Origin of the sequence: Streptomyces sp. PA03-6a, assembly GCF_033792765.1 — a bacterium.
GTDB lineage: Bacteria > Actinomycetota > Actinomycetes > Streptomycetales > Streptomycetaceae > Actinacidiphila.
Genome location: NZ_JARAVK010000012.1, coordinates 16441 through 33302 on the forward strand (window position 1 = coordinate 16441; position 16862 = coordinate 33302).

The 16862-nt window shown below is 74.0% G+C and carries 16 protein-coding genes; 4 read left to right on the forward strand and 12 right to left on the reverse strand.

The annotated features are described in order from the left end of the window. Position 1 precedes the first annotated feature (1 nt). Positions 2-757: a sirohydrochlorin chelatase gene (locus PV350_RS05040; RefSeq protein ID WP_500332989.1), complete on the forward strand. Its 756-nt coding sequence runs from the start codon at positions 2-4 to the stop codon at positions 755-757. A gap of 9 nt (positions 758-766) precedes the next feature. On the opposite strand, the gene PV350_RS05045 is transcribed toward PV350_RS05040, so the two are convergent. Continuing rightward, the gene (locus tag PV350_RS05045) at positions 767-1618 is read right to left on the reverse strand and encodes an LLM class flavin-dependent oxidoreductase (protein WP_500332990.1); all 852 of its coding nucleotides are present in this window, start codon (positions 1616-1618) and stop codon (positions 767-769) included. Positions 1619-1795: 177 nt separating this feature from the next. Beyond that, on the reverse strand, positions 1796-3271 hold the full coding sequence (locus PV350_RS05050; RefSeq protein WP_500332992.1) for a glycosyltransferase family 39 protein: 1476 nt from the start codon (positions 3269-3271) through the stop codon (positions 1796-1798). Positions 3272-3382: 111 nt separating this feature from the next. On the opposite strand from PV350_RS05050, the gene lepB reads away from it, so the two are divergent. Then, positions 3383-4054, forward strand: a complete 672-nt coding sequence (gene lepB, locus PV350_RS05055) for a signal peptidase I (protein WP_499514649.1) — start codon at positions 3383-3385, stop codon at positions 4052-4054. On the opposite strand, the gene PV350_RS05060 is transcribed toward lepB, so the two are convergent. Both PV350_RS05060 and PV350_RS05065 read right to left on the reverse strand, forming a co-directional pair. Continuing rightward, the gene (locus PV350_RS05060) at positions 4051-4842 is read right to left on the reverse strand and encodes a class I SAM-dependent methyltransferase (RefSeq protein WP_499514648.1); all 792 of its coding nucleotides are present in this window, start codon (positions 4840-4842) and stop codon (positions 4051-4053) included. The two genes, lepB and PV350_RS05060, sit on opposite strands and share 4 nt — an antisense overlap. Before the next feature lie 18 nt (positions 4843-4860). After that, a complete protein-coding gene (locus tag PV350_RS05065; RefSeq protein ID WP_499516973.1) occupies positions 4861-5475 on the reverse strand; it encodes a winged helix-turn-helix transcriptional regulator in 615 nt (204 codons plus the stop codon). Positions 5476-5579: 104 nt separating this feature from the next. Here PV350_RS05065 and PV350_RS05070 point away from each other — a divergent pair, with 104 nt between their 5' ends. Both PV350_RS05070 and PV350_RS05075 read left to right on the forward strand, forming a co-directional pair. Beyond that, positions 5580-6791, forward strand: a complete 1212-nt coding sequence (locus PV350_RS05070) for a pyridoxal phosphate-dependent aminotransferase (protein ID WP_499514647.1) — start codon at positions 5580-5582, stop codon at positions 6789-6791. A 426-nt stretch (positions 6792-7217) separates the two neighbouring features. After that, positions 7218-9440: an MMPL family transporter gene (locus PV350_RS05075; protein WP_500333017.1), complete on the forward strand. Its 2223-nt coding sequence runs from the start codon at positions 7218-7220 to the stop codon at positions 9438-9440. Positions 9441-9518: 78 nt separating this feature from the next. On the opposite strand, the gene PV350_RS05080 is transcribed toward PV350_RS05075, so the two are convergent. The 8 genes from PV350_RS05080 to PV350_RS05115 all read right to left on the reverse strand — a co-directional run bounded on the left by PV350_RS05080 (position 9519) and on the right by PV350_RS05115 (position 16354). Beyond that, the gene (locus PV350_RS05080) at positions 9519-10067 is read right to left on the reverse strand and encodes a hypothetical protein (protein ID WP_500332993.1); all 549 of its coding nucleotides are present in this window, start codon (positions 10065-10067) and stop codon (positions 9519-9521) included. 334 nt (positions 10068-10401) lie between these two features. Next, positions 10402-11805 carry a carboxylesterase/lipase family protein gene (locus PV350_RS05085; protein WP_500332994.1) on the reverse strand — a complete coding sequence of 468 codons (1404 nt, stop codon included), beginning with the start codon at positions 11803-11805 and terminating at the stop codon, positions 10402-10404. Positions 11806-11923: 118 nt separating this feature from the next. Beyond that, positions 11924-12655, reverse strand: a complete 732-nt coding sequence (locus tag PV350_RS05090) for a VC0807 family protein (RefSeq protein WP_500332995.1) — start codon at positions 12653-12655, stop codon at positions 11924-11926. A 140-nt stretch (positions 12656-12795) separates the two neighbouring features. After that, the gene (locus PV350_RS05095) at positions 12796-13164 is read right to left on the reverse strand and encodes a tetratricopeptide repeat protein (protein WP_499514643.1); all 369 of its coding nucleotides are present in this window, start codon (positions 13162-13164) and stop codon (positions 12796-12798) included. Further along, entirely contained in the window at positions 13161-14150 is a 990-nt protein-coding gene (locus tag PV350_RS05100) for a pirin family protein (RefSeq protein WP_499514642.1), read from the reverse strand. Before PV350_RS05100 ends, PV350_RS05095 begins: the two co-directional genes overlap by 4 nt. 130 nt (positions 14151-14280) lie before the next feature. Beyond that, positions 14281-14604, reverse strand: a complete 324-nt coding sequence (locus tag PV350_RS05105) for a GNAT family N-acetyltransferase (RefSeq protein WP_500332996.1) — start codon at positions 14602-14604, stop codon at positions 14281-14283. 8 nt (positions 14605-14612) lie between these two features. Beyond that, positions 14613-15245: an FMN reductase gene (locus PV350_RS05110; RefSeq protein WP_500332998.1), complete on the reverse strand. Its 633-nt coding sequence runs from the start codon at positions 15243-15245 to the stop codon at positions 14613-14615. Continuing rightward, positions 15242-16354: an LLM class flavin-dependent oxidoreductase gene (locus PV350_RS05115; protein WP_499514639.1), complete on the reverse strand. Its 1113-nt coding sequence runs from the start codon at positions 16352-16354 to the stop codon at positions 15242-15244. The genes PV350_RS05110 and PV350_RS05115 overlap by 4 nt, the downstream gene beginning before the upstream one ends. Positions 16355-16862: the final 508 nt, after the last annotated feature.

The following is a 16862-nucleotide window of genomic DNA, read 5'->3' on the forward strand; positions in this document are numbered from 1 at the left end:
CATGACCGCGCACCCCGTCCTCCTCGTCATCGCCCACGGCAGCCGCGACCCGCGGCACGCCGCGACGGTCCACGCGCTGACCGAGCGGGTCCGGGCGGCCCGTCCCGGGCTGCGCGTGGAGACGGCCTTCCTCGACCACTGCGCGCCCGGCGTGCCGCAGGTCCTGGACCGGCTGGCCGCGGAGGGCGTGCGCGAGGTGGTGGCGCTGCCGCTGCTGCTCACCCGGGCCTTCCACGCCAAGGCCGACATCCCGGCGGTGCTGCGCGAGACCGCGGCACGGCACGCCCGGATGCGCGTGCGCCGGGCCGACGTGCTCGGCCCCTCACCGCTGCTGCTCGCCGCGCTGGAGCGGCGGCTGCGCGAGGCCGGGCTCGGCCCCGGCGACCGCCCCTCGACCGGGATCGTCCTGGCGTCGGCGGGCTCCTCGGACCCGGAGGCGATCGCAGTGATCGCAGAAATCGCGCGGGAGTGGCGGCGTACCGGTTGGTGCGCCGTGCGGCCTGCGTTCGCCTCCGCATCCCTTCCCACCACGGACGAGGCGGTGCGCGCACTGCGCGCCGAGGGCGTACGGCACGTCGCCGTCGCGCCGTACGTCATCGCGCCGGGCTTCCTGCCCGACCGCATCGCCCGTGGCGCGGTGACCTCCGGGGCGGACGTCCTCGCCGACGTCCTCGGCGACGCCCCGGAGGTCGCCCGGCTGCTGCTGCGCCGCTTCGACGAGGCGCTGAAGCCGCGCCTGTCGCTGGCACTGGCCTGAGGCGCGGCGTCAGGAAACGACGTCCGCCAGGCGTTCGACCTGGCCGGGGTCCGACGACCAGCAGTAGAGCATCACTTCGTCGGCGCCGATGCCGGCGTACCCGACGACCGCGTCGCGGATCTGCTCCGCAGTGGCCAGCAGGCCCTCCGCCACGCGGTCGGCGAAGTCGGTGAAGGCGTAATAGGCGCGGATGTTGCCGCGGGCGGCGGTGACCACCGCGTCCGGACCGAGCGCGACGTTGGCCTGGGCGACCAGACGGGGCCGGCCGGGCCGTGCGTGCCGTTCCCAGCTCCGTTCCGCCTCCCGGAAGAGCCGGTCCATCGCCTTGGGCGGCAGCCCGGCGCCGAGGAAGCCGTCGCCGTGGCGGCCGACCCGGTCGACCGCCGCCGGGGCGAAGCCGCCGAAGAGCACCTCGGGCCCGCCCGGCGTCGCGGGGGCGGGGCCGATCGGCCCGGCCCCGTCGCCGTACGGGTCACCCGCCCAGAGGCGGCGCAGCACGGTCATCTGCTCGTCGAGCAGGCGGCCACGGCGGTGGAAGTCGGCTCCCGCCGCGCGGAAGTCGTCCTCGCGGGCGCCCACGCCGATGCCGAGCGTGAAGCGGCCTGCGGACAGCCGGTCCAGCGTCGCGGCCTGCTTGGCCAGGACGGCGCCGTCGCGGAACGGGGTGATGAGCACCTCGGTCTGCAGCCGGATCCGGCGGGTCGCCCCGGCGAGCACGGCGAGGGTCACCAGCGGTTCGGGGTTGTCGTACACGAGACGGTCGAGCAGGCCGAGGGTGCTGAACGGACCGTCGTCGGCACTGCGGGCCCAGGTCGTCAGCACGGCGGGGTCGTCGACGGGAAGGCCGAGGCCGATCTTCATGGGGAACTCCTCCGGAAGGGCAGGGACAAGTGGTGCCGCCCCTCCGTGACCGCACGACCGACCGTGCGGGCCGCTCCCGTTCTGCGGCGTCCTTCAGGGAGCGTGTTCGTCGAGTGCTGCCACCGTAACCCGGGCGCCCCCCGCCCCGCCCCTTCATTCCTCCCGTGTCGGACCGGCCTAGTAGTAGTAGCGCAGCGACGGCCACAGCCGTGACCACGGTTCGTCCGGGCCGGTGCACAGGACGATCGCGGCGTGCTGCTCCTCGTTGTCGACGCGCTGCCCGTTGTCGACGCGGCCGACCTGGCGGCAGCCGGTGAAGTGGCGTTCGACGCCGTCGGCGTCCTCCTGACGCACCAGCAGCACCGGGCCGGTGGCGGAGTCCGGTGGCGGGCCCCAGTCGGCGAAGCTCATGTGGGCGGAGTAGGGCGCTGGCAGGCCCCGGGCGGGGCCGTAATGGGCGAGGGCGCCGGCCTCGCCGTAGTTCTGCGCGAGGACGACGGCACGGGAGCGGTCGGCGGCGGGCAGGTCCGACCAGGCGTCGGCGACGGCGTCGGCGAGCTGCGGCCAGCCGATCTGCTCGCCCTGCTCCTTGTTGACGGCGTTCACGACGGCCACACCGCGCGGCGGGAGCACCGGCAGCGAGATCAGGGCGCTGATGGCCGCCGTCACCGCGACGGCCGGCCACATGGCGCGCGGCCGGGAGACGGACGTGACGCAGCCCGCGGCGAGCAGCACGAGCAGCAACGGCAGGCAGTAGTACGGCTTGCCGCCGGAAGCGACGACCAGGACGGCGAGCAGGACGTAGGCCGGGGCGAAGGCACGGGCCCAGCGCAGCTCGGGATCGCGCCACAGCCGCAGCCCGCCCGCGATCCACACCGGCACGAACACCGGTGAGAGGAAGAGGATCTGCTGGGGCACGAACAGGACGCGGTTCTCGGCGCCGTCGTCCGCGCTGATGCCGCCCGCGACGGTCAGCTGGGGCCAGCCGTGCGCCGCCTGCCACCACAGGCCGGGCAGGGCCACCGCGAGCGCCACGGCCGCTCCGGCGACCGGCCACCAACCGCGCAGCACGTGCCTGGGGCCGGTGGCGAGCAGCGCCGCCAGGAGGGCGACGGCCAGCAGGGCGACCAGGTACTTGTTCTCCAGGCCGACGCCCAGCGCCGCACCCACCGCGAGCCACAGCCGGCCGTCCCCGGTGCGCAGCAGCCTCAGCAGGATCCAGCAGACGACCACCCACGCGAGCACGTCGAAGGTGGCGGTGGAGACCAGGTGGCCGACGGCGAGGACGAAGCCGGAGACCGCCGTGCACACCGCCGCGAGCACCTGCGCCGAACGCCCGCCGCCCAGTTCCCCGGCGACGAGGGCGACGACCACGACCGTCGCGGCGCAGGCGAGGGTGGCCACCACCCGCAGCCCGGCGGGCGTCTCGCCGAAGACCGCGGTGGACAGGCGGGCGGCGAGCGGGGTCAGCGGGGGCTGGTCGACGTAACCCCAGGCGGGGTGGTCGCCGGCGACGAGGAAGTACAACTCGTCGCGGTGGAAGCCGTAACGGCCGGACAGCGCGGTCAGCACGGTGGCGACCGCGGCCGCCACCGCCACAACGGGCGCCGCGGCGAAGGACGCCACCTGCGCGCGGACGTGCGTAGCGGACATCCCCCACCCCCCGGTGCTCCCGGACGACGGTACCGGGGCGGTGCCCGGGGGGCCACGGTTCCGGCCGGACGGCGGTCGTCTAGTGTGCCGTGCACGGATTCGGGAGGGGCCATGGCAGAGGCGGCAGGAAGACGACGGCGCATCGCGGCGTGGGTGCTCGGACCGGTGGGGCTGGTGCTCGCGGTCGGTGCGGTGGTGACGGCCCGGACCGGCTACACGACGGGCACCGTCTCGAGCGCGGCCATGGAGCCGACCTACTCCCCCGGTGAGCGGCTCCTGTTCGAGCGGGTGGGCGGGGACGAGGTCCGGCGCGGCGACGTCGTGCTGATCGACGGGCAGAACCGGTACGGCGGGCTGGTGCTGGAACGCGTGATCGGCACGGGCGGGGACCGCGTCGCGGAGCGGAGCGGCGGGCCGGTGACGGTGAACGGCAAGGCGCTGTCCGAGCCGTACGTGAAGGACGGGGATCCGTCGGGCGGCGCGCCCGCGTTCGACGTCACGGTGCCCGCGGGGCGGCTCTTCCTGCTCGGCGACCATCGCGCGGACTCCAGGGACTCCCGCTGGTTCCTCCGTGAGCAGTCGGGCACCCTCCCCGCCGCAGGGGTGCGGGCCCGGGTTCTGGAGGACCGCGGCAGCGCGCTGCTGCCGGCCCTGGCGGCGCTGCTCGGCCTCACGCTGGCGATCACGGGCCTCGTCCTGGGGATCACCGCCCGGGTCGCCCGGCTCCGCGAACGGCGCCCGGCCGTGCCGCCGGTCTGGGGCGCCGCTCCGCCGGTGTCCTAGGCCCCGACGTCGAAGCGGTTCAGCCGGGAACCGCCGGCGCGCGAGGCGCGGTCGAGCAGTGCGCTCAGGACGCGGCGGCCCGGGGTGAGCCGGGCGCGGGCCTGCGGCGGGAGGTCCCACAGCGTGCGGGAGTCTCGCAACCGCAGGCCCCATGTGGCCAGTTCACGGGGGTCGTCACAGCTCCAGCCGACGTTGACGGCGCGCGGGCGGCGCGCCTCGGCGGAGCCGACGGTGTCCATCAGGAGGACCGATCCGGGGAACCGCTCGCGGATGACGTCCACGGCGGAACGGGCCCCGGCCTCGGTGAGGTAGATGAGCACGGCCTCGGAGACGAACAGGTAGGGGCCGGGCGCCGCCGCGACGGCGGCCGCCCAGTCCGGTTCCGCGGCAGAACCGGCGACCATGCGGCGGCGCGCGTGCTCGGCGAAGAGCTCGCGGCGCAGCGCGATGACGTCCGGCAGGTCGACCTCGATCCAGGTGGCGGTGCCGTTGTCGACCCGCTCGTAACGGGTGTTCAGGCCGGCGCCGATCTCGACGACGGTGCCGGACGGGTGCTCGTCCAGGAACTCGCGCACCCAGCCGTCGAGGACGACGCCCCGGAAGACCGGGCCGAGCAGCCTCAGCCCGCCGCCGATGCGCGAGACGTCGTAGTCGAGGGCGCCGGCCAGTTCGACCGACCGCGGGTCGCTGGTCAGCGGCCGTCTGCGGCGCGTCTCGGCCGCCCTCGCGTGCAGCGGTATGAGCAGGGTCTCCTGCACCGGGCCGAGTTCGACGCGCCGACGTTCCATGCCCGCACCGTACAGCGGTCAGGCACCGCGCAGGGCGTCGGCGAGGGGCCCGTCGCCGGTGACCTCGGCGCCGCCGTCGCGCAGGGACTCCGCGATGCCGCGGGCGGCGCCCGCGGGCACGGCGAGCACCGCGTCGGGGCGCTTGGCGGGGCCGTCGGCGTACGAGGGGGTCTCACCGCCGAGTTCGATGTGGAAGGCGCCCTCGTCGAGGCGGACCTCGACCACTCCGGCGGGGACCCCGGGGAGCGCGGCGAGGTGCCGCATGAGGGGCACGGCCGCCCAGTGCGCGCGGACGGCGTCGGTGGGCCGGGGGTCCTGCAGTTCCGGCGCGCCCCATTCGGCGAGGGCGCCGAGCACGGGGAGCAGTTCACCTCCGCGCCGGGTGAGTTCGTAGACGTACGCGGCGCCGGGCGGCGCGAGGCGGCGGCGGGTGACCAGGCCGTCGCGCTCCATCTCCTTGAGCCGGGAGGCGAGGACGTCGGTGCTGACGCCGGGAAGGTCGGCGTGGAGGTCGGTGTACCGGCGGGGACCCGCCAGCAGCTCCCGGACGATCAGGAGCGTCCAGCGCTCCCCGACGGTGTCCAGGGCGCGGGCGACGGCGCAGTACTGGTCGTAACTTCGGCGCGGCATGATCCCCAGTGTAGACAAGTGGTTGGACTTTCCAAGCGCGTACTTGGTAAAACCAAGGAGAGCAGGGTACCGAGCAGGATCGCGGGACCGGGTCGGGAGGCCGTCGCATGGAGTACAAGCAGTCGGGCAAGCTGGCGGACGTCTGCTACGAGATCCGCGGGCCGGTGATCGAACACGCCAACGCGCTGGAGGAGGCCGGGCACAGCGTCCTGCGTCTCAACACGGGCAACCCTGCGCTGTTCGGCTTCGAGGCGCCCGAGGAGATCCTGCAGGACATCATCCGCACGCTCCCCACGTCGCACGGCTACAGCGACTCGCGCGGCATCCTGTCGGCCCGCCGTGCGGTGGCCCAGCACTACCAGGAGCGCGGGCTCGCCGACGTCGGCGTGGACGACGTCTTCCTCGGCAACGGGGTCTCCGAGCTGGTGCAGATGGCCGTCCAGGCCCTCGTCGACGACGGCGACGAGGTGCTGATCCCGGCCCCCGACTTCCCGCTGTGGACGGCCGTGACGAACCTGGCCGGCGGCAAGGCCGTGCACTACCTCTGCGACGAGCAGGCGGACTGGTTCCCCGACCTCGACGACATCGCCTCCAAGATCACCAGCCGTACGCGGGCGCTGGTCATCATCAACCCCAACAACCCCACGGGCGCGGTCTACCCGCGCGAACTGCTCGAGGGCATGCTCGACCTGGCGCGCCGGCACCACCTGGTCGTCTTCGCCGACGAGGTCTACGACAAGATCCTCTACGACGACTCCGTCCACCACTCGGCGGCCCAGCTCGCCCCCGACGTGCTGTGCCTGACCTTCAGCGGGCTGTCCAAGGCCTACCGCGTGGCGGGCTTCCGCTCCGGCTGGCTGGTCGTCACCGGGCCCCGGCAGCACGCCAAGAGCTACCTGGAGGGGCTGACGATGCTGGCCTCGATGCGGCTGTGCCCCAACGTCCCGGCCCAGCAGGCGATCCAGGCCGCGCTCGGCGGCCGGCAGAGCATCAAGGACCTGATCCTGCCCGGCGGACGGCTGCACGAGCAGCGCGACAAGGCCTGGGAGAAGCTGAACGAGATCCCCGGCGTCAGCTGCGTCAAGCCCAAGGGCGCGCTCTACGCCTTCCCCCGGCTGGACCCGAAGGTGCACCGGATCCACGACGACGAGAAGTTCGTGCTCGACCTGCTGCTCCGCGAGAAGATCCAGGTCGTCCAGGGCACCGGCTTCAGCTGGCCGCGCCCGGACCACTTCCGCATCCTGACCCTCCCCCGCGCCGACGACCTGGACGCCGCCATCAGCCGCATCGGCCGCTTCCTCGCGGGCTACCGGCAGTAGCCCGGGGCCGGGAGCCACGCCCCGGAAGGGGAGCGGGGGCGGGAAGTGGGTGCGCTGGGATTCCTTTTACAAAGGAGCGAAGAGAAGGAAGCGCCCCGCGGAGCCGCCCCCGCGTGCCGCTCACCCTAGCGGGGAGGCACGGGGCCGGCGCATCCCGTTTCCGTGCAGCCGGGCACCGCGACGGCGGTCGTTGTAGGGGGCAACACTCCCGTGGGCGGGGGTTTTCCCCACTCCCTGGGGAGGAGAAACCCTCCGCCGGTTCACCTGTCAGCCGGATGGGGTGCCGTCCCGTGGGCCCATAGCGTCGAGGGCGAGGCGGTGGTGAGGTTCCACCGCCCGGTTTCGAGGGGGTTCGCAACCGTGGCAAGCGCACACGGCAGGGCACGTACCGCGGGGACGGTACGCGGGCAGGGCATCGCCGCCGCCATGGGCGGCTGGAGCGCCCGGCACCGCTGGACGGCGGTCGGGAGCTGGCTGCTCTTCGTCGTACTCGCGCTGGTCATCGGCTCGATGGCCGGGCGGGTCGACCTGACGGACCGGGAGGAGGTGCCCGGGGAGTTCGGGCAGGCGGTGGCCATCCTGGACGACGCCGGGCTGAACGACGGGCCGGCCGGTGAGATGGTGCTGGTCCAGGCGGCCGGGGGTTCCCTGAAGGCCACCGACCCGGCGTTCCGGGCCGTGGTCGGGGAGGTCGTCGCCGCGGTGAAGGACACCGGCGAGGTCGCCTCCGTCCAGTCGCCGTACGACGTCGGAGCGGTCTCCGAGGACGGCCGGTCCGCACTGGTGAGGTTCGACCTGCGCGGCGACCCGCAGACGGCGCCCGACCGGGTCGAGCCGGTCGTCGACGCCGTCCAGCGCGTCCAGGACCGGCACCGTGACCTGAAGGTCGAGCAGTTCGGCGAGGCCAGTTCGGAGAAGGTCTTCAACGACGCCTTCGGCAGCGACTTCCAGCGCGCCGAGTACTCGGCGCTGCCGGTCGCGCTCGGCATCCTGCTGATCGCCTTCGGCGCCCTGGTCGCGGCACTGCTGCCGGTGGCGCTGGCGATGACGGCCTTCCTCGCGACGACCGGACTGGTGGCCGTCGTCAGCCACGGGGTGCACATGAGCGACACCGCCAACTCCGTGATGCTGCTGGTCGGCCTGGCGGTCGGCGTCGACTACTGCCTGTTCTACCTGCGGCGTGAGCGCGAGGAGCGGGAGGCGGGACACGACGCGCAGACCGCGCTGCGGATCGCGGCGGCCACCAGCGGCCGGGCGGTGCTGGTCTCCGGCGTGACGGTGATCGTGGCGATGGCGGGCATGCTCTTCACCGGCATCGGCGACTTCAAGGCGATGGGCCTGGCCACGATGATGGTGGTGGCCGTGGCGATGTTCGGCTCGGTGACGGTGCTGCCCGCGCTGCTGTCCCTGCTGGGCGAGCGGGTCGAGAAGGGCCGGATCCCCTTCCTGCGCCGCCGGGGCAAGGGGGCGAGCGGGGAGTCCCGCATCTGGCGGGCGGTCCTCGCGGGCGTGCTGCGCCGCCCGGTGGTGGCGGCGGCGGTCGCCGGCGGGGCGCTGGTCGCGCTGGCCGTCCCGGCGGTCGGCCTGAACACCGCGAACCTGACGCTGAGCCAGGAACTGGGCGACGGCCTGCCGGTCGTGCGGGCGTACGAGGACATCAACCAGGCGTTCCCGGGCGGCCCGGAGCCGGCCCAGGTGGTCGTCAAGGCCGCGGACATCACCTCGCCCGAGGTCCGTCAGGCCATCGACGCCTTCTCCCGGGAGGCCGTGGCCAAGGGCGCCTCCCCCGGGCCGGTGGAGACGGAGCTCCACGAGAAGGCGGGCGTCGCCGTCCTCAAGGTGCCGCTGACGGGCGGCACGGACGAGGAGAGGGCCGAGGCCTCGCTGAAGGTCCTGCGCGACGAGGTGCGCCCGGGCACCCTGGGCGAGGTGGCCGGCGTCACGGCGCCGATCGGCGGCTCGACCGCGGCCTCGATGGACTTCACCGACAAGATCGGCGACGCGGTTCCCCCGGTCTTCGCCTTCGTCGTGGCCTTCGCCTTCCTGCTGATGCTGCTGTCCTTCCGGTCGCTGACCATCGCGGTCACCTCGATCGTGCTCAACCTGCTGTCGGTGGGCGCCGCCTACGGCATCCTCACCATCGTCTTCCAGCACGGCTGGGGCGCGGGCCTGGTGGGCGCCGAGGGCGTGGGCGCGATCGTGGCCTGGCTGCCGCTGTTCCTGTTCGTGATCCTCTTCGGGCTGAGCATGGACTACCACGTCTTCGTGGTCTCCCGGATCCGGGAAGCGCGGATGCGGGGGCTGACCACGCAGGGCGCGATCCGGCACGGCATCACGACGACGGCCGGTGTGGTGACCAGCGCCGCGGTCATCATGGTGGCGGTCTTCGCGATCTTCGGCACGCTGTCCATGCAGAGCATGAAGCAGATGGGCGTGGGCCTGGCCGCGGCGGTGCTCATCGACGCCACCGTCATCCGCGGTGTGCTGCTCCCCGCGGTGATGGCCCTGCTGGGCGAGCGCAACTGGTACCTGCCCAAGTGGCTCGGCTGGCTGCCGGACATGACCCATGACGAGGCCGGCATCGAGCCCGCCCCGGTGCGGCCGGTGACCGCCCCGGCGCCTGCCGAGCCCTCCGGTGTGGGCCGCTGAACCGGCGGACGCCACGCGGACGCTCCGGCCCGGCCCCCGTCGCCACGGGGGCCGGGCCCCGGCGTTCCGCCACCCGGCTCAGGGCCCGCCGACGCCGAACATCCCCATCAGTGCCTCGACGATGGGCGTGCCCGTGCTCGCGGCCCCGGTGCCGAAGGCGGTCGCCGGCAGGTAGCCCACGGCGGCGTCCTGCGGCGACGGGGAGCTCTCCTCGGGGCGCCAGTCCGCCGACAGTTCGTCCTCGCCGCTCACGAACGCGGCCACCTGCTGCCCGTCGCACCCCAGCACACTGCTGTGGGAGCTGACGGGTTCGAAACGGTAGGCCCGGCCCGGAAGCTCGGCACGGACGCCGAACGAGGAGCGGGTCAGCCGCCCCGGCCCGAGGTGCAGCCCGGCCGCGTCGCCGCCGACCGTCATGGTCAGCCGTCCCGCGTCGCGGGTGCCCAGCGGGGCCTGGGCGTGGTCCCGTGCCTCCCCTTCGCGGACGATCGTCGCGGTCGGCAGCCCCGGGCCCTCCACCCGGGCCAGGGCCACATCCTCGCCCGGGAGGGTGACGGTCAGCGAGCCGAACAACTCGTCCTGCACCGTGCGCCGAGGCGCCGGGCCGACGGCCGGAGCCTCGCCCATGTTCCTCACCGTCCCGTCGCAGGCGGCGTGACCGGGCGGCCACTCCCCCACCGTAGGCCCGCGCAAGGCCGCCCGGCGGGGTCGGGCTCAGCGCTCGGCGCCGGGGCGCGGGGTTATGGCCCCGCGCCCCGGGCCGTCCACCGCGCGCGCGGCCGGGGCCGTGGACGCGCCCGCGGAGCCAGGGGTCCGGAACGGGTCGAGGGCGGGTGCCGGACCGCGCGCCGTGAGGGGCGCGGTCCGGTCGGGATCCGAGAAGAGGTCTCGCTCATCGCCTGAAGTCGACATGCCTGCAGCGTATCCCGTGTTCGAATATTTGTGCGATCCCCCGGAAGAGTTAACGCTCCGGCGGCCCGAACCGCCTCACCGAGGCGGCCGTCCCCGGCTCGTACGGCCGCCACGGCCCGCGCCCCTCCCCGCCGTCCCCGTCCCTGCCCCCGTCCTCCCCGCCGTCCGGGCGGCCGGTCGCCACGAACGCGGCGAGCGCCCCGCCGAAGGCCCGGGCGAGGGCGCGGTCGGTCTCGTCCACCGGGCCCAGCATCGGAGCGTCCGCGTACGCCGCGAAATCGCCGAAGAGGAAGGGGAGTTCAGCGCAGTGCGTGGCGCCCAGGGTGCCGTCGCCGCCGGGCGGGCGCCGCGTGAAGCGGTAGGCGTACGCGGGCCGGCCCCTCTCGGCGCAGCGGGCCGCGATCGCGGTGACCCCGGCCCCGAAGACCCGATCGGTCCCGGCCGCGTCGGGGAAGCCGGCGGGCGAGGCGGCACGGAAGGCCGTCATCTCGTCCTGCGTGCTGCCCAGCAGGACGTCCGTGCCGTCCAGGCCGCCCGCGGCCACCGCCGCCATCGGGGCGCGGGGCAGGCCCGCCCCGCCGAGCACCGGGTACATCGGCGGGGCGACGTCGCCGGGCCGGGCGCGCTCGGCCGACAGCCGCCCGTACGCCGACACGAGCCGCTCCGCGGGCAGTTCCCGCAGTTCCGGCGGGTGCGTGACGCCCAGGAGCCGCAGATAGGCGGCGGTGACCTCGGCCGCCCCGGCGGGCTCCTGCGGTGCGAGCCCCCACGGCCCGCTCTCGGCGAGCACGCGCCGGACGAGTCCGTGCGTGCCCGGGTCGACGGCGAGGCAGAGCGCGCAGTACGCGCCGGCCGACTGCCCTCCCACCGTGACCAGCGCGGGGTCACCGCCGAAGGACGCGATGTTGTCGCGCACCCAGCGCAGCACCGCCGCCTGGTCCCGGCTGCCGAGGTTGTCCGCGCCGAGTTCCGGCAGGTACAGCCAGCCCAGCGGGCCGACGCGGTAGTTGGCGGTGACGACGACGATGCCGCCGAGGGCGGCGAGCCGCGTGCCGTCATACCAGTCCCAGCCGCCCGAGCCGGTGGTGAAGCCGCCGCCGTGGAACCACACCAGCACCGCCCGGGGATCGGCACCGGCCTCGAGCGCCCCCTCGGGCGTCCACACGTTGAGGGTGAGGCAGCCGTCCTCGTCCCCGTGCGGCTCGCGCGGACCCATGACGACCGCCAGCCGGGACGGCGCCTGCGGCACCTCGGGGCCGGCGTGGGCCGCGTCGCGCACGCCGGCCCAGCCGGGGTGCGGTGCGGGCGGGGCGAACCTCAACGCGTCCACCGGCGACGCCGCGTAGGGGATCCCGCGGAAGGCCGCCACGCCGCCCTCCCCGGTCACCCCGCGCACGGAGCCCCGCTCCGTGACCACCACCGGCCGCCGCTGTCCTTCGGTCTCACTGTCCATGGCAGCCGGTCTACCGGCAACGACCCGCCGCCGGCCACGACCTGCCCGGCCGACGCGGCGGCAAGTGCCCCCGATGCCGCCCGGACCGCCGGGCGTGCGCGACGCGCGGCGGTTACCGTCAGGCCCCGGGTACGCCGGGCACCCCTGCGGCCTCGCCGGCCCCGGCCCGGACGGCTGCCTCCTCCTCCGCCGCCGCCTCCGCGGCCTGCCGTTCCCGCTCCTTGCCGCGGGCGGCGGCGCGCCGGCCGTAGAGGATCGTCCACGCGATGAGGACACCGGTGACGGCGTACGCCATCACCGAGTTGACCGTCACCATGGTGGCGGTCGACAGCTTGTACGAAAGGCCGATCCTGGCGAGTGCCTCGAGGATGTAGCCGACCCCCCAGGCGACGGTCATGGTGCGGATGACGTGGCGGAAGCCCTCGTACTGCCACAGGCCGTCGAACCGCTCGGCGTCCTCCTTGGTGCCGTTGGTGCCGAACTTGCGCCCGAAGTAGAACATCAGCGGCCGCGGCGCGAGCAGGCTGGCCAGGCAGACCACCCCGAACAGGCCGGTGACCGCGGAGTCCTTGACCAGCAGCAGGCGCGTGGAGTGCGGGCCCACGACGGTGACGACCACGGTGATCACCAGGAACACGAGGGTGATGACGGCGAACTCGTCCACCTTGCGGCGCCAGGCGAGCGTGATGGCCGTGTCGAGCACCGGCCACACACCGGAGACGAGCAGGGCGGAGAACTCGCTCCAGCCGGCGTCGGTGAGCCGGCCGTAGGTGAGGATGGGCAGGACGATGTTGAAGGTGATGGTGAGCGCCCAGCCGAGCGCGGACGACGTGCCGGAACGTGCGGACACGGCTTTCCCCCCGTAGTAGTTGCCGAAGCCGCAGGGGAACATACGCCCGGCGCCGCCGCCCCGGCCAGGCTCTTTGCCCAGGCTTTAGGGCGGCGGCGCCGCGTGTGCCACCGGGCCCCGGTCCGGGGCCCGGCACCGGCTCAGCCCTCCGGGGGCAGCTCCCCGGCGAAGGCCGCGGCGAGCCGCAGCCAGGGCGCGGCCTCGGCCTCGCGCCCCTGCCGCTGGAGGGTCCGGCCCAGCATCAGGTGCGCGTAGTGCTCGACCGGGTCGCGCTCGACGACCACGCGCAACTGCTCCTCGGCACGGCCGAGCTGGGCGGAGTGGTAGTAGGCGCGGGCGAGCAGGAGGCGCGGGGCGACCTGCTCGGGCACCTCGTCGACGACGGCCGTGAGCAGCCGGGCCGCCTCGGTGTACTCCTTGGCCTCGAAGTAGAGCCCGGCGCGCGCCCAGCGCTCCGCCGTGGTCTCCTCGTAGGCGGCGTAGGACCCGTGGTCGGTGGTGGTGTTCACGCGAGCTCCTCTCCGGGTGCGGTGTGCGGCATGCGGCCGGCCGGCTCCCGTCCGAACCGGCCCCGCTCGAAGTCCTCGACGGCCTGCATGACCTCGGCCTTGGTGTTCATGACGAACGGGCCGAAGTGCGCGACCGGTTCGCGGATCGGGCGGCCGCCCAGGATCAGGACGTCCAGGGCGGGGGTGCGGCTGTCGGGGTGGTCGGTGGCCTCCAGGGTCAGGGTGTCGCCGCTGCCGAACACGGCCAGCTGGTGAGCGTCCAGCGGGCGCCGTTCGGCTCCGGCGGTACCGCGCCCGGACAGCACGTAGGCCAGGGCGTTGAAGTCCGGCCGCCAGGGCAGGACCAGGCGCGCGCCGGGGCTGACGGTGGCGTGGACCAGCGTGATCGGGGTGAAGGTGCTCCCCGGTCCCGCGTGGCCCGCGACCTCGCCGGCGATGACGCGGACCAGCGCGCCGCCGTCGGGCGAGGACAGCAGCGCCGCCTCCGGGCCCTCGATGCTCTGGTAGCGGGGCGCGTTCCACTTGTCCGCCCGCGGCAGGTTCACCCACAGCTGGACGCCGTGGAACAGCCCGCCGGAGACGACCAGTTCCTCCGGCGGCGCCTCGATGTGGAGGATGCCGCTGCCGGCCGTCATCCACTGCGTGGCGCCGTCGGTGATCGTGCCTCCGCCGCCGTGCGAGTCCTGGTGCTCCATGCGGCCGTCGATCATGTACGTGACGGTCTCGAAGCCGCGGTGCGGGTGCCACGACGTGCCCTTGGGCTCGCCCGGCGCGTACTCGACCTCACCCATCTGGTCCATGTGGATGAAGGGGTCGAGCTCCCGCGTCGGCACACCCGCGAAGGCGCGGTACACCGGGAAGCCCTCACCCTCGAAGCCCTGCGGGGCGGCGGTCACCCTGCGCACCGGGCGCTGCTCGGCGGTCAGCGGGTCGGGCCCGGCGACACGGGGCAGCAGCAGGGTGTTCTCCACGGTCACGGCAGGCATGACGCCCTCCTCGGCAGTCTCGGCGGGCCCGGTCCGGGCTCCGCACGGTCGGTTTAACATTCAACCAACCGGATCCATTCCGGCCCGCCCGCCGTCCGCCGTGGAGGGCCCCCGCGGACCCCGGCCGGCCTCACAAGCCGAAGCGCGGGCGCTCACCCTCCGGCACCAGGTCCACGTACTCGGGGTGCTTGCCGATCCACGCGCGGATGAACGGGCAGAAGGGCAGCACCGCCAGCTTCCGCTCGCGGGCCGCGTCCAGCGCGGCCCGGGCGAGGGCGCCGCCGAGCCCGCGACCGCCGAAACGGGGGTCCACCTCGGTGTGGATGAACGCTATCTGGTCCCGGTACAGGTGGTACTCGGCGAAGCCGGCCACCTCCTCGGCACCGCCCTCCTCCGCCGCGTCGAAGATCTCGAAACGGGACTTGCCGGGGTTGTCGGCGACGCGCAGTGCCATCGTCTCTCCTACTCGGGCCGCAGGGCGGCCAGTTGCTGTGCGAACGGAACGACCGTATCGGCCGCGGTCACCGGGGCCGGGGACCGCGTCACCAGCAGCGCCGCCAGCTCGCCCGCGGCGCGGACGATACGGGTCGGCAGGGTGTCGGTGAGCGCGTCGCCGCTGCCGCCCCAGTCCTCCGAGGCCGCGTACACGGCGGTCGGGACGACCACGGCGCGCAGGTAGGCGAAGAGCGGCCGCAGGGCGTGCTCCAGCGCGAGCGAGTGCCGGGCCGTACCGCCGGTGGCGGCGATCAGCACGGGCTTGCCGGCCAGCGCGTCGTTGTCGATCACGTCGAAGAACGACTTGAACAGCCCGCTGTACGAGGCCGAGAAGACCGGCGTCACCGCGATCAGGCCGTCCGCCTCCGTGACGGCGACGACGGCGTCCGCCAGGGCGCGACCGGGGAAGCCGGTGACCATGTTGTGGGCGATGTCCACGGCCAGGTCGCGCAGTTCGACCACCCGCACGTCGACCGTACGGCCGCCGTCCGCGACGGCCCGCCGTACGGCCTCGGCGAGCCGGTCGCCGAGCAGCCGCGTGGACGACGGCGTGCTCAGGCCGGCCGATACGACCACGAGCTTGAGGGGTGCGGCGGTCACTTCGCGGCCTCCTTCTCCTTCTCCTCCAGCGCCTGCGCGTCACGGCGGGCCACCAGCGAGGCGTGCGTCGGGGCCTCCGGCACGTCCGCGGGGCGGCCCTTGGCGAACTCCTCGCGCAGCACCGGCACGACCTCCTCGCCGAGCATGTCGAGCTGCTCCAGCACGGTCTTCAGCGGCAGTCCCGCGTGGTCCATCAGGAACAGCTGGCGCTGGTAGTCGCCCGCGTACTCGCGGAAGCCCAGCGTCCGCTCGATGACCTGCTGCGGCGAACCGACGGTCAGCGGGGTCTGCTCGGTGAAGTCCTCCAGCGACGGGCCGTGCCCGTACACCGGCGCGTTGTCGAAGTACGGCCGGAACTCGCGCACGGCGTCCTGCGAGTTCTTCCGCATGAACACCTGGCCGCCGAGGCCGACGATGGCCTGCTCCGGGGTGCCGTGGCCGTAGTGCGCGTAGCGCGCGCGGTACAGCTCGACCATCCGCTTGGTGTGGTCGGCCGGCCAGAAGATGTTGTTGTGGAAGAAGCCGTCGCCGTAGTACGCGGCCTGCTCCGCGATCTCCGGCGAGCGAATGGAGCCGTGCCAGACGAAGGGGGCCACGTCGTCCAGCGGGCGGGGCGTGGAGGTGAAGCCCTGCAGCGGGCTGCGGAAGCGGCCGGCCCAGTCGACGACGTCCTCGCGCCACAGCTTGTGCAGGAGCGCGTAGTTCTCGACCGCCAGCGGGATGCCCTGCCGGATGTCCTGCCCGAACCAGGGGTAGACCGGTCCGGTGTTGCCGCGGCCCATCATCAGGTCGACGCGGCCGTCGGCCAGGTGCTGCAGCATCGCGAAGTCCTCGGCGATCTTCACCGGGTCGTTCGTGGTGATCAGCGTGGTCGAGGTGGAGAGGATCAGCCTCTCCGTGCGAGCGGCTATCCAGCCGAGCATGGTCGTCGGGGACGAGGGCACGAACGGCGGGTTGTGGTGCTCACCGGTCGCGAAGACGTCGAGGCCCACCTCCTCGGCCTTGAGCGCGATCGCCGTCATGGCCTTGATCCGCTCGTGCTCGGTCGGCGCCCTGCCGGTCGTGGGGTCCATGGTCACGTCACCCACAGTGAAGATCCCGAACTGCACCGGCTTCACCCTCCTCCGTCGTCTCACGATATGTTGTTGATTATTCAACCACCCCCTCCAACGAGATGCCCCATCGGGCTATTCCTCCCACGACGCCACCCCGGACGGCGGTGCGACGGGTGGCGGTGCGACGGGTGGCGGTGCGACGGGCGGCGGTGACCAGTGCGGCAGACGCACTGGGGCGCGGCAGTCCCCGACCGCAGGGCAAGGGGTTCGCGAGCCGTCGGCACAGCCTGACGGATGCGAGCGGGCCCATCGGGCGGAAACCGCGGGCACCAGCCACACGGTCCGCCCGGCTCACCGCGCCTGTGGCACCTGCGGGGGGCGCGGGGCGGTTGGGACACGGACGGTCGACCGTAGCGGACCGCGCGGGGGAAAGGCGAATTACGTTCACGGGTGGGTGAAAAGTGCCTATGTGACTGGATCGGAACACCTCCGGCAGAGCACTCTCGGGGGCGCCAGCCCGGTGTACGCCGCCCCGTGCGCCCTGCGACGCTCCCCCTCCTGC